Below are 11,839 nucleotides of genomic sequence, written 5' to 3'. Positions count from 1 at the left end.
CCTTCATTCCCCCAAAACCACCGTCCGCCCTCGCGCACCCCCACGCGGGGCGGACGGAAAACTCGTCTCCCCAATCCGCCCGGTTCAGCCGGGCTTTCTTGGTTCATGAAATCACGCGCTCATTCTCCGCCCCTTTCCCCCTTCCGATTATGTCTGACCTCCTGAACAAGAGCACCGTCCTGGTGCTGAACCGATGCTGGCAGGCCATCCACGTCAAGACTCCTGCCGAAGCCTTCTGCATGCTCTCCACCGGGGCCGCCACCGGTCTCGACGTCCAGGATGATCAGTCGATCGTCCCCGTGACCTGGGAACAGTGGCTCAAGCTGCCTGTCCGCGACAGCGACCAGTCCATCAAGACGATCCACGGCCCCGTCCGTGTGCCGACCGTGGTGGTGGCCGCCCGCTACGACAAGGTCCCGCTGCACCGCCCCAGCTTCACTGCCCGGGGCATCTGGGAACGGGATGGCGGCGTCTGCCAGTACACGGGTCGCAAGCTGGCCCGGAACGAAGGCAACATCGACCACGTCGTGCCCCGGTCCCGGGGTGGCGCTTCGTCCTGGGAAAACTGCGTGCTGGCCGACCGGAAAATCAATACCCGGAAGGCTGACCGGCTGCCCCAGGAAGCGGGATTGCGTTTGCAACGTCCGCCCGTGACCCCCAAGGCCGTACCCGTGACGCTGCTCATCCGCAACGTCCACGACGTGCGGGATTGGAATCACTTCCTTCGACAATGATGCCCGGCTGGAAGGCACCTATCACGGTCCTTCCAGCCGGGCTTGTCAGGAATTGAATCGCCCTTTGTTCAGTCTCACCCTCGGATGGCGGCCGCGACCATCTCCAAGACGCGTCGCAGGCCGTCATCTCCGCCCATGCTCCCCTCATGAAATCCCGTCCGGGGGATGGGCTGCCAGTTATCTCTCGAACCATCGTACTGGAACGGCTGCGGCAGCCGGGTCAGTGCGGGGTCGTACTGGCCGTCTTTGCCACCAAGCTTGTAGATCACCAGATCCAGTGAAGGCACCACAAAGATACCGAAACCGCCCGCCCCGGATTTATAGAAGGCGTCCCGAGGTGCTCCCACCACATGCCCGTCGGCATTGTGCTCGAACTGCAGCGAGAACGGCGTGTGCGGATTGTACGGCGACGCCTGTTGGCAGAGCTTGATGTACTCCGCCGGTACCAGTTGCTGATTGCCCCAGCGTCCTTCGCGCAGCAGGCAGTAGCCGAAGCGCAGGGCATCCGTGGCATGCACCGCAATGCTGCCCGCACCATTGGCATGCGGCATGTCATAGTCGCCCCTATGCAGACAGTACCCCCACGACTCCCAGCCCATGGGATCTCCCAGGCGCTTGCGAATATAGTCCTGAAGCTCCATCCCGGTCACATGCCGCAGCACGATCGAGGCAATGTGCGGAGCGGGTGAGGAATAGGAATAGCCAGCTCCCGGATCCGTCCAGAGCGGCACCTTCAGTGACGACTGGTCCAGGTCTTTGATGTTCTGGCCTGGCACAGGTTTGAGCGGCGTGGACTTGCCCATGACATAGCCCGAAGGAGCCTGCCCCTCCCCCCAGTACCCAGCGGTCATGCAAAGCAGTTGCCCCAGCTTGATGTCCGCCTTGCGCGGATCATTCAGAGGAAGGGCTTCAGGCAGATACTTCTCGGTGAAGACCTTGGTATCCAGGCCGTCCGGGATCTTGTCCTTGAACTCATTCAGCATGACCCCGCAGGCAATGCTGGTGTAAGCCTTGCCGGTGGAGGCCATGTCCGGGTTGGCGTTGCGATGAGCCCGGCCGAAGTACTTCTCAAAGACCAGGTAGCCCTTGCGCACCACGAGCAATCCACCGTTCTGACTGCACCGCTCCGTGAACGTATAGGCCTGTTCCAGCTTGGCGAGATCCATGCCGGCCTTGTCGCGAATCTCCTCGGTGGTCTTCAGAGTCCGCCAGCCGCCCTGACTGTCCGGGGGCGGGAAATAGTCCTCCGCAGCGAGAGCCAGGGGAGCAAAGACGAACGCACCAGTGCACAGCACCAGGCTTGAGATTGAGAGGCGATGGGAAAGCATGAGGAGGGCGAGGATACGCTCGACGGAAGCATTTATTCACTTGAGGTTCAGATAAAATTCTGCCCATCCTCGGGGCCATGCACGCCTCCCGACGCACTTTCCTCAAGCAACTGGGCTCCGGTCTCGCCGCCATTTCCTGGGCACCCAGCGCCGTCCTTTTCGCTGAATCCAAAGCGACCTTCACGGCACTGCCCCGCAGCACACCGGAGGCGCAGGGCGTATCGAGCGCCAGCATCCAGGCCTTCTTAGACGCCCTGGCGACGAGCAACCACGAGATGCACGGCATCGTGATGGTGCGGCGTGGCCATGTCATCGCCGAAGGCTGGTGGGATCCTTACGCCCCGGACCTGCGCCACACGCTGTACTCCATGAGCAAGAGCTTCACCTCCACGGCGGTCGGCTTTGCGGTGGCGGAAGGCCGGCTCAAGGTCACGGACAAGGTGGTTTCCTTTTTCCCCGATGATCTGCCCGCCACGGTGAGCGACAACCTGGCAGCCCTGACGGTGAAGGACCTGCTCACCATGTCCGTGGGCAATGAGAAAGAACCCACCCAGGCGGTGGTGAAATCCGACAACTGGGTGCGCACCTTCCTGGCCCAGCCCATCACCCATCAACCAGGCACCGTGTTCATGTACAACAGTGCCGCCACCTACATGTGCTCCGCCATTGTGCAGAAGCTGGTGGGGCAACCCATCCTGCAATACCTCACCCCGCGCCTCTTCGAACCTCTCGCCATCGCGGCACCCACCTGGGAAAGCTGCCCCAAAGGGATCAACACCGGCGGCTGGGGTCTGAGCCTGCCCACTGGTGCCCTCGCGAAGTTTGGCCAGCTCTTCCTTCAGAAAGGCCAGTGGCAGGGGAAACAGATCCTGCCCGCCTCATGGATCGAGGAGGCAACAAGCTTCAAGATCCAGCAGCCCGATCCCGCCAAGCCCTCCCGGCCGAAAGAACAGAACGACTGGCTCCAGGGCTACGCCTACCAGTTCTGGCGCAGTCAGCACGGCGCCTACCGCGGCGACGGAGCCTTTGGCCAATACACCATTGTGCTGCCGGAACAGGAGACGGTCATTGCCATCAACAGCGAAAGCCCCAGCATGCAGGGTCAGCTCGATCTCATCTGGGAACATCTGCTTCCTGCCCTGAAGAAGGACGCTACGCTCCCCGCCAATCCCGAGGCCGAGCAGCGCTTGAAGAGTACGTTGGGCGCGCTGGCCCTGCCTCCCCTGGTGAGCAAGAAGGCGTCTTCAGATCCGGCAGGGATCAGCGGCAAGAGTTATGCCCTGGAAACCAACAGCCTCGGCATTGAGAAGGTGCAGTTCAAACTCGAGGGCGGGCAGTGCGTTTTCACCGCCCAAGCGGGCGGGAAGGAACATGTCGTCACCTGTGGTGTCGGCTCCTGGGTGAAGGGTGAAACCGGTCTCCCCGGCACCCCGCCCCGCCTCATCTCCGGCGGCGCCTCCCCTACGGGCACGCCGTTCAAGATCGCCTCCAGCGCCGCCTGGAAGGACGAAAAGACTTTGGAGATGCAATGGCGGTACTATGAAACACCCCATCATGATTTCATCACCGCCACCTTTGAGAACGGTGTAGTGAAGATCGCATTTGTGAACAGCATGAACCGGATGAAACCCAATCCCACGGATGCGCGGGGTGTGTTGACTGGGAAGGTGGGGTGATGGGGCGACGGAGCCCCCCGCTCTGTTCTCGCCATTACTTCATTGAACCTGAAGTCAGCCCTCAAAGCGGCGCTTCACGCCGCACTCCACAGCGACTTCGTCGCCAGCTGCTGGCAACTTGGCGACCATTGAGAATGACTACAGCCTCCGACACCGGAGGCCGCTTGGCGCTCTTTCATCCAACCACTCACGCCACCTGGACGCGAAGCGTCTTTGGAGTGCGCGCGGGAACCGCCGCTTTGGCTACGCCTTGTGACGCCTAGAACCCTTCGCCATTCGTCGAAGCCCTTCAACACGCCCCATCCAACATCCCTTTGCACGCCTGCAAATGCTGCTGCACGGCCTGGCCTTCGCTGCCCATCATCACGAATCGCGCCCCCATACCGATCACTTCTCGCGCATCATCCGCACTTTTGGCGGGATGCCCCAACCATTTCCCCTGCCTCGCACAGGCCGCTGCCACCGTCTCCACAGCGTTACGCATTTTTGTTTCTTGAAGCGACGGCTTGCAGCCCAGTCGCAATGACAAGTCCCCCGGGCCAATGAACAACACATCTACACCCGGCAGGGCCGCGATTGCTTCCGCATTGGCCACGCCTTGAGGAGATTCGATCATCAGCACGACCAGGGTCTCCGCCAGGGCATGCGCCACATAGGCATCCTTGGCATGCGCGCCGAAATCCCCGTCCACCCACGAGCCATCCAGCCCCCGGTTGCCCAGCGGCGGGTGCTTGGCGGCAGCCACCACCGCGGCCGCCTGCTCCACAGTCTCCACCATCGGCACCATGACGCCCGTGGCTCCGTCCTCCAGCGCTCGTGACAGCGCCACCGGTTCCACCGATGGCGTCCTCCACAAGGTGTCCACATTCGCCAACTTCGCTTGGGCCAGCATCAACGAGACGTCCCCTGCATGCCAGGGACGATGTTCACCATCCAACACCACTGCATCAAACCCTGCCCTTTGCGCATGCTGAGGGAAAGATTGAATGGCCGCCCCGGTCGAGCAGACCCGGGCCACACCGCCAGTGCGGAGTTTGGCAAGGATGTTGGAAGTGCGCATGGCCACCACCATGCGGACATTTTACAGGGAGGCAATGGAGATGCCGCTTCTCACATCAAGCCGGCAGATTCTTCTCCAAGAACCGCAGGAAATTCCCGTGCATGATGTTGGCGACGTCCGTCTCGGAGTAGCCCCTGGCGGCCAGCATTGGGGGTACCTTTTGCAGATCCGCGATGGTTTCCAGGTCCATGGGGGCCTGCTCGCGACCAAAGCCGCCATCCAGATCCGTGCCCACGCCGGCATGCAGGGAGTTCCCCGCAAGCTGGCAGACGTGATCAATGTGATCCACCATGTGCTGCAGGTTCACCCCGGTATCCTCCGGCCGGGTTTTGAACTTGATCCAGCCCGGCACCATCATCCAGGCATCCAGAGCCGCACCGATCACGCCGCCACGGTCAAAGAGATGCTTGAGCTGCTCATCCGTGAACTGGCGCTGAGCCGGCACCAGGGCGCGGCAGTTCTGATGGCTGGCCCAGACGGGTCCTTGAAACAACTCGACCGCCTCCCAGAAAGCCTCGTCGGTCAGGTGCGTGGCATCCATGATGATGCCCAGGCGGTCCATCTCCTTCACCAGCTCCCGCCCTTTGGCGGTGAGCGGACCTTCCGCCTCGGTTCCAGGAGAATACGTCCCCACGCCATAGTGGGCAGGCCCCAGGGCCCGAAGACCATCGGCATAAGAGCGCTCCAGATGCCCCAGGGTGATCATGGAGTCCGCCCCTTCCAGGCTGAGGATGTAGCCAATCGGCGCATCAGCCGGCGGCTCTCCCAGCCAGAGATCCGCCATCGCTTTGAGCTCTCCGGCGGTGCGGATCTGCTTCATCTCCCCCTTCTCTTCCATCGCCCGATACCAGGCCAGCTGCGCCTGCGTCATCGCCCAGGCAATTTCGGGAGAATGCCAGCCGGGGAAGGGATTGGTCTCCTTCACATAACGAGCAATCTGCGTGGCCACACAAATCCCGATCCGTCCCCGTCGCATCTCCGGGAAGCACACCACCCCGTTGCCACGATCCTTCATGTCCGTCTTGCCCTGCTCCCGGCGACGAATCTCCTCAATGGGGCGGGTCAGATCACGGTTCCACTCCATGGCATTCATGGAGAGATCAAGATGGGCGTCGAAGATGAAATGTGGAGAAGAGCTCATGGAATGGAGTGAAACAAAGGAACTAAGATATCTGGCCGAAACCATCTCCGGCCTTCGACTCGATATTCTTTCTCAGGTGGGCAAAAAGCGCTTCATCAGTCGGCACGGCCTCGCTTTCCACTGCCTCGATCAACTGTCGCTCGAGCTCCGGAGACTCAAGCCCCTCGCTTGACAATACGTCCAAATGACGATGGCGCATCCAGTCCATCAATTCATAGAACTGCCCCGGAGGAAGGCTCAGGATGGCGTCTTCAATCTCTTTGATGGCACCCATGGCTAGCGAAAAAGCTGTTCCGACCTCGAGGTAGAGAGCAAATAACAGCGGTGGGTTGTAGTCACGGTAAACATCGTGCTAGCAGTTTTTCAGGTCAAGCAAACGGCGGAAGTTCACCAAAGTCACCTTCCTGCCAACCGTGATACCCCATGCACATCCCGTCTCCATCCAACAAATCTAGCGAATGAACTACCTCTGCGCTGTCCATTGCAGTAAGCTCCGCGATCATTCGCAAGCTAACTTTGGATGAATCGTTCTCAAGACCCCCAGTCACGCCGTCCAAGATCATCATCAATCCATACAAGGCATCATTCGCCGCCTTGATCGCGGCAGCCCTTGCCTCAGGTGATAGCGAAGGATCCAGTCGCTGCACCGCATAATCTCGCACATCCCGAAACAAGATGTGACCTGCGGCGTGCTGTAGCCAAAGCTCGCGACTACGGGAGTCCGCAGGAAAGTCCGTCAATTTGAGGTCGGGCAAGTCCATGGATTCAATCGCCGGGTGCATTCACGGCTGCTAAGTTAGGCAAACTCTGAGACTCCTTCGAGTCGAGTACGGGTGATGTTGATTTTGGAGTATGCGACAATGATACACACATTCCTGCAACGTCACACGGTGATCACCCGCTCCCGGCCGGCCACCTTCCAGGTGCCATCCGCGCGGCCATCCCGCACGACAAACGCATGGGAGTGCAGCGCCACGGTGGGACAGATGTGCCAGGGCACGCCGTACACGACGCTGCCCACGGGGAGTTCACCCGCCTGTGGCGTCTCCACGGCCAGGTGTTCCTCGCTGTGCATCACCGCTTTGGCATCCGGCAGGTTCAGGAGATAGACTCTGGGATGCGGATTCTCGGCGGCGATCGCCTTGTGCCCCAGGTCCAAAGTCAACCGCTCGGGAGCCGGTTTGCTGATCACCCGCGTCACCACCAGTGCGGCGTGCAGGAAGTCGAGATCTGGATGCTTGGTGCCATAGCCCCAGTCCCAGAGCACGCAGGTGCCGGGGCTGCATTCATAGGTGCCACGCCGGGCATGGATACCAAAGGTGGGCGTACCACTCACCACGTAGTGCGGCACGCTCTGACCGAGCGCCAGCAGGCGATCCCGCAAGGCTTCCACAGGCTGATACGCCGCTTCCACTGCCGCGGTACGAGCCGCCAGATCGTGATCGTGAATATGGCCGTCGTAGGCATGGATCCCAGCCACCTGCACGTTCGGCAGAGTGGCGAGTAATTGATAAAGCTGGATCGCTCCTTCACCGGGCGCAATGCCCGTACGAGCCATGCCGCAATTCACCTCTAGCATCACCTCCGCCGTCACACCTTCTTTCTCCGCCGCGGCGGAGAGAGCATGGGCTGCATCCGGATCGTCTGCCACCGCGCAGAACCGCGTTTGCGGATACTGCCGCTTCAACTTCAAGAAACGCGCGATGTTTGGCCCGACGAGCGGGTAGGCCAGCAAGACGTCCTTGGCCCCAGCTTCGGCCGTCATCTCTGCCTCAGCGATGGTGGCGCACTTGAACTTGGTGATGCCCAGAGCGAGGTGCTGCTTGATCACCTCCGGCATCTTGTGGGTCTTCATGTGCGGGCGCAGCCGTTGCACGCCTCCCACCAGGGCAATCATCCGCCGCAAGTTCTCCTCGATCCGATCCGGATAGACCAGCAGGGAGGGCGACGGAATTTCGTCGATGTTCTCAACAGCGTACCAAGGCAGGGCGGCAGACATGCGCCTCAACTTGAACAAGGTCCGCCGCCGCCTGCAAGGCCGGAGAATGATACAAACGTGACGGATCGACCAACTCCCGGCCGATCCACTTCAGTCCTCAATGGAACCCGAAGACATCCAGCAGCTTCAGCAGCCAGTAGCCGAGCATGCCGGTGACCGGAAGCGTCAGCACCCAGGCCCACACGATGCGGTGCACAATGCCCCACTTCACCGCGCTCAGGCGGCGGGTTGCCCCCACCCCCATGATGCTGGTGGAAATGACGTGCGTGGTGGAAAGCGGGATGCCCATGTGGCTGGCAGACTGGATGATCACTGCCGCCGTGGTCTCTGCGGCGAAACCGTGCACCGGCATCAGCTTCACCATCTTGTGGCCCATGGTCTTGATGATGCGCCAGCCTCCGCCCGCCGTGCCGGCGAACATGGTGATGGCACACACGATGACCACCCAAGGGGGGATCTCAAATTTCTCCGACTTCAGGAAGCCGAGCCAGCCGGGCAGTTCATTGAAGGCACCCGATTGCGTACCGGTGTACATGGCCAGGGCGATGATGCCCATCGTCTTCTGAGCATCGTTCGTGCCGTGGCTCAGCCCCATGAAGGCCGCACTGACAATCTGAAGGCGACCGAAGACTCGGTTGATCCATGAAGGCTGCGATTTGAAGAGCAGGAAATTCAGCAGCAGCATGATGATGGCCCCGAGGACGAAGCCGATCAACGGGGACAAGATCATGGGCTTGATCAGCTTGGGCCAGAGGCCCGTGCCCCAGAGCAACACGTCCCAGCCCTTGGGCGAGGAGGCAATGCCAGCTCCGCAGAGCCCACCCACCAGCGCGTGGCTGGAGCTGGACGGAATGCCGAACCACCAGGTGATCAGATTCCAGATGATGGCGCCCAGCAGGGCCGCCAGCACCGTGGCCATGGTCACCGCACTCACATCGACGAAGTCCTTGCCCACCGCCTTGGCGACGGCGGTGCCCATGAGCGCGCCGAACAAGTTGCAGACCGCGGCCAGCATGATGGCCTGACGCGGGGTCAGCACCTTGGTGGAGACCACGGTGGCGATGGCGTTCGCCGCATCGTGGAATCCGTTGATGTACTCGAAGGCCAGCGCTGCGATGAGTACGCAGAGGAAGAGCGTCAGCATGGGAAAAAGTGGCGGATCAGGAGTACTTCAGCACCACTTGGAAGACCACGTTCCCGGCGTCGCGGCAGCGGTCGATCGCCCGCTCCAAGAGTTCGTACAGGTCTTTGAGAATCAGCACCTCAATGGGGTCCGCCTTGCCGCTGTAGAGCTGGCGGAGCAGGTCCATGAGCATCTTGTCCCCATCGCCCTCGATGTGCTGGAGCCGGTCCTGCATGTCCTGAATGTGCTCCATACCTGCCTTCTTGCGCAGGGCACCCACCATGTTCACCACCTCCACCGTGCCGAGATCCAGCAGGTTGATCTGGCGGGAAACGATGTCGTTCGCGTACTGCACCGGGCAGAGGGTGAGACGCTCCGCGATCTTCTCCACCGTCTTCGGGATCTTGTGCAGCGCGCTGCTCAGGTGCTCGATGTCCTCGCGGTCCAGCGGAGTGATGAAGGTCTTGCAAAGACGCTCCGTCACCTCCTGCGTCAGGCGCTTGTGTTTGCGCCGGCTCTGGGCGATTGCATCCAACTGGGAGCTTGTATCAGCTCCTATGTGGGCCATTACATCTTTCAGCAGAATGGCGCAGTTCCGCGCTTCCGCGGCACTGGCCTCCAGCAAAGTGTAGAAAGTGTCGTCGCGTTTGAAGAGGCTGCTGAACATGCGGGAGAGGATAGGACCAGAAGGCGCGTCAAGTGACATTAGGTGACGTTGTTGGCAAGTTCGATTTGCCGGACCCACTGCTGAATCTGGACAAAGTCGTCCCCGCTAGCACAAAGAAGACGCCCGGATCCCCGACAAGCCGCCCCCATCGTTGACAGAAAAATCGGACCGGAGAGGATGGTCCCAGCCACCCGTCCACTTTTCCCCTTTCCACCCCAATACCCGCATGAGTGCCCTCATCCACGACCCCGCCGACCTGAAACCCTCCACGCCCTGGAGCGACACCGTCTGGGCCTGGACCAGCGAGGAAGAACTGGTGGACCACTCCACAAAGGCCCGCCTCTGCGTGGCCGCCTTGCTGCCCTTCAAGGACAAGGCCCCCGACTGGGATGGGTTTGTGCGCAGCATCGACTGGATGCGCCGCTGCGCAGCCCACTACGGGGTGGAGATCGTCTTCGTGCTAAATGCGGATACCGGATACATCTTTGATCTGACTCTGGAAGAGTATCGCGAAGTTCTGCAGCGCTTCCGCGCCGCCTTCCCTGACCAGCGCTTCATCGCGGGCGTTACCGGCAAGGACCTCGGCCACAACGACTTCAAGGCGGAGCGTTACTTCCCGATGATCGACGCCGTGCAGGAGCACGACAACTGCGAGGTCATGCTCATGACCTCCCGCACGCTCAACTCCCTGAACACCGAGGCCCGACGGGATGCCTATTATGAGCTGGCCGAGCACCTCATCCGCCCCGGCATTGTCCATGCGCTGGAGCCCTCCTTCGTGCCATGGGCGACTCCGTACGAGCCCTGGCTGCTCCATGAGCTGGCCAAGCACCCAAAGTTCGTCGGAGGCAAAATCTCCACCTTGGATGAGCCGCACTTCCTCTACTGGGCGGCCATGTGCAAATCCCTCAAACTCGACTTCGCCCCCCACAGTGGCGACGATTTCGGCATCTGCACCGCCATCCGGCTCGGTCTGCCCCTGCTCATCGGAGCTGGCGTCAGCGCTTGCCCGCTCATCTGCGCGGCCAAAGACATGTGGCTTCTCGACAGCGTGGCCGAAAAGCAGTTCAAGACCGCCACAGGCCGTTTCGACACCCGCGTGTACAAGGTCTTCGAAGCCATCCAGTCGTTTGAAGACCTCGTCTTCCGCCTCGACGACAAGATGAGCGCCTCTGCCTACAAGCACAGCACCGCCCATGTGCTCACCCTTCTGGGGCACCTCGCCGCTTCAGAAGCCCACCCCCGCTGTCAGGACCTCCGGGGCGATGACGAAGCCCGCCGGATGGCGGAAGCACTGCGCCGTCCGCTGCGCATGGCGGAGCGTATTGGATGTAAAGACCTGTTCCACCTGCCCAAGTAAAGGCAGGATGCAGGCGACTTAGACAACCGAAGAGGGCATTTCGTTTAATAGACAAATCATAGACGGAGCTAAAAAAATTGTAGACAAAAGCTCAACACGTGGAATGTTGTCATCGTGAAAACGATGATTGCAACGAACCGTCGCACTCGGAACACAACCCTTGCTGCTCCGGCTGCCCCTACTGCTGAGGAAGTTGATGCGGACATGGCCTTGCTTCAGCGCATCGGCCAACGCGATGTCGCCGCCTTCCAGTACTTCTACAAGAAGTTCAGTGGCCTCCTCTATTCCACCATCCACCGCGTCCTGAATGACCACCAGGACACTGAGGACATCATGCAGGAGGTGCTGGTCCAAATTTGGCAGAAAGCCCACCTTTATGAACCCACCAAGGGCAAACCCCTGACCTGGGTGACCACGATGGCCCGCAACCGCGCCATTGACCGTATCCGCGCCAAACAGCGCCGCAGCCGGCTCAATGACGACTTCGAATCGGAGTCCCGCACGGCCCAGCCGGAATTCGTGGATGACACCAGCGATGTCCTCATCGCCAAGGAAAGCGACGCTGCAGTACAGAGCGCCGTCCTGGAACTCACGCCTGAACAGCGCGAAGCCATCCAGATGGCCTACTTCGGCGGGCTGACCCAAAGCGAGATCGCAGAACGCCTCAACGAGCCACTCGGCACGGTGAAGGCCCGCATCCGCCGCGGGGTGCAAAGACTCGAGCAGGTGATCAAGCGTCGAATCTAACCAG

At 61.0% G+C, this 11,839-nt stretch carries 12 protein-coding genes; 4 read left to right on the top strand and 8 right to left on the bottom strand.

What is annotated here, in order from left to right; translation table 11 throughout:
- Window positions 1-149: 149 nt before the first annotated feature.
- Window positions 150-734 carry an HNH endonuclease gene (locus tag BV106_RS07835; RefSeq protein WP_038162955.1) on the top strand — a complete coding sequence of 195 codons (585 nt, stop codon included), beginning with the start codon at window positions 150-152 and terminating at the stop codon, window positions 732-734.
- Window positions 735-808: 74 nt separating this feature from the next.
- Here BV106_RS07835 and BV106_RS07830 read toward each other — a convergent pair whose 3' ends face one another.
- Window positions 809-2,062, bottom strand: a complete 1,254-nt coding sequence (locus tag BV106_RS07830; RefSeq protein WP_038162952.1) for a serine hydrolase — start codon at window positions 2,060-2,062, stop codon at window positions 809-811.
- Between the two features lie 77 nt (window positions 2,063-2,139).
- Here BV106_RS07830 and BV106_RS07825 point away from each other — a divergent pair, with 77 nt between their 5' ends.
- Window positions 2,140-3,738 carry a serine hydrolase gene (locus tag BV106_RS07825; RefSeq protein WP_038162949.1) on the top strand — a complete coding sequence of 533 codons (1,599 nt, stop codon included), beginning with the start codon at window positions 2,140-2,142 and terminating at the stop codon, window positions 3,736-3,738.
- Window positions 3,739-4,027: 289 nt separating this feature from the next.
- On the opposite strand, the gene BV106_RS07820 is transcribed toward BV106_RS07825, so the two are convergent.
- The 7 genes from BV106_RS07820 to BV106_RS07790 all read right to left on the bottom strand — a co-directional run bounded on the left by BV106_RS07820 (window position 4,028) and on the right by BV106_RS07790 (window position 9,728).
- Window positions 4,028-4,798 carry an aldolase/citrate lyase family protein gene (locus BV106_RS07820; protein ID WP_038163166.1) on the bottom strand — a complete coding sequence of 257 codons (771 nt, stop codon included), beginning with the start codon at window positions 4,796-4,798 and terminating at the stop codon, window positions 4,028-4,030.
- 55 nt (window positions 4,799-4,853) lie between these two features.
- A complete protein-coding gene (locus BV106_RS07815; RefSeq protein WP_038162945.1) occupies window positions 4,854-5,939 on the bottom strand; it encodes a membrane dipeptidase in 1,086 nt (361 codons plus the stop codon).
- Between the two features lie 22 nt (window positions 5,940-5,961).
- The gene (locus tag BV106_RS07810; RefSeq protein ID WP_038162942.1) at window positions 5,962-6,213 is read right to left on the bottom strand and encodes a hypothetical protein; all 252 of its coding nucleotides are present in this window, start codon (window positions 6,211-6,213) and stop codon (window positions 5,962-5,964) included.
- 94 nt (window positions 6,214-6,307) lie between these two features.
- Window positions 6,308-6,700, bottom strand: a complete 393-nt coding sequence (locus BV106_RS07805; RefSeq protein ID WP_038163164.1) for a hypothetical protein — start codon at window positions 6,698-6,700, stop codon at window positions 6,308-6,310.
- A gap of 122 nt (window positions 6,701-6,822) precedes the next feature.
- On the bottom strand, window positions 6,823-7,938 hold the full coding sequence (locus BV106_RS07800; protein WP_038162939.1) for a D-TA family PLP-dependent enzyme: 1,116 nt from the start codon (window positions 7,936-7,938) through the stop codon (window positions 6,823-6,825).
- A 97-nt stretch (window positions 7,939-8,035) separates the two neighbouring features.
- The gene (locus BV106_RS07795) at window positions 8,036-9,082 is read right to left on the bottom strand and encodes an inorganic phosphate transporter (RefSeq protein ID WP_038162936.1); all 1,047 of its coding nucleotides are present in this window, start codon (window positions 9,080-9,082) and stop codon (window positions 8,036-8,038) included.
- Between the two features lie 16 nt (window positions 9,083-9,098).
- Window positions 9,099-9,728 (bottom strand): DUF47 family protein, encoded by a 630-nt coding sequence (locus tag BV106_RS07790; protein WP_038162933.1) that lies wholly within the window; start codon window positions 9,726-9,728, stop codon window positions 9,099-9,101.
- Between the two features lie 226 nt (window positions 9,729-9,954).
- Here BV106_RS07790 and BV106_RS07785 point away from each other — a divergent pair, with 226 nt between their 5' ends.
- A complete protein-coding gene (locus BV106_RS07785; protein WP_038162929.1) occupies window positions 9,955-11,088 on the top strand; it encodes a hypothetical protein in 1,134 nt (377 codons plus the stop codon).
- A 123-nt stretch (window positions 11,089-11,211) separates the two neighbouring features.
- On the top strand, window positions 11,212-11,835 hold the full coding sequence (locus BV106_RS07780) for a sigma-70 family RNA polymerase sigma factor (RefSeq protein WP_081891592.1): 624 nt from the start codon (window positions 11,212-11,214) through the stop codon (window positions 11,833-11,835).
- The last annotated feature ends 4 nt before the right edge of the window (window positions 11,836-11,839 follow it).

The sequence above is a fragment of the Verrucomicrobium sp. BvORR106 genome, from assembly GCF_000739655.1.
Lineage (GTDB): Bacteria > Verrucomicrobiota > Verrucomicrobiia > Verrucomicrobiales > Verrucomicrobiaceae > Verrucomicrobium.
Note: the sequence above shows the minus strand (reverse complement) of the source record. Positions and strands in the feature narration are given on the sequence as shown.

Coding starts and splice junctions, on each gene's coding strand:
- BV106_RS07835 (WP_038162955.1), top strand. CDS start 150: ATGTCTGACCTCCTGAACAAGAGCACCGTCCTGGTGCTGAACCGATGC.
- BV106_RS07830 (WP_038162952.1), bottom strand. CDS start 2,062: ATGCTTTCCCATCGCCTCTCAATCTCAAGCCTGGTGCTGTGCACTGGT.
- BV106_RS07825 (WP_038162949.1), top strand. CDS start 2,140: ATGCACGCCTCCCGACGCACTTTCCTCAAGCAACTGGGCTCCGGTCTC.
- BV106_RS07820 (WP_038163166.1), bottom strand. CDS start 4,798: ATGCGCACTTCCAACATCCTTGCCAAACTCCGCACTGGCGGTGTGGCC.
- BV106_RS07815 (WP_038162945.1), bottom strand. CDS start 5,939: ATGAGCTCTTCTCCACATTTCATCTTCGACGCCCATCTTGATCTCTCC.
- BV106_RS07810 (WP_038162942.1), bottom strand. CDS start 6,213: ATGGGTGCCATCAAAGAGATTGAAGACGCCATCCTGAGCCTTCCTCCG.
- BV106_RS07805 (WP_038163164.1), bottom strand. CDS start 6,700: ATGGACTTGCCCGACCTCAAATTGACGGACTTTCCTGCGGACTCCCGT.
- BV106_RS07800 (WP_038162939.1), bottom strand. CDS start 7,938: ATGTCTGCCGCCCTGCCTTGGTACGCTGTTGAGAACATCGACGAAATT.
- BV106_RS07795 (WP_038162936.1), bottom strand. CDS start 9,082: ATGCTGACGCTCTTCCTCTGCGTACTCATCGCAGCGCTGGCCTTCGAG.
- BV106_RS07790 (WP_038162933.1), bottom strand. CDS start 9,728: ATGTTCAGCAGCCTCTTCAAACGCGACGACACTTTCTACACTTTGCTG.
- BV106_RS07785 (WP_038162929.1), top strand. CDS start 9,955: ATGAGTGCCCTCATCCACGACCCCGCCGACCTGAAACCCTCCACGCCC.
- BV106_RS07780 (WP_081891592.1), top strand. CDS start 11,212: ATGATTGCAACGAACCGTCGCACTCGGAACACAACCCTTGCTGCTCCG.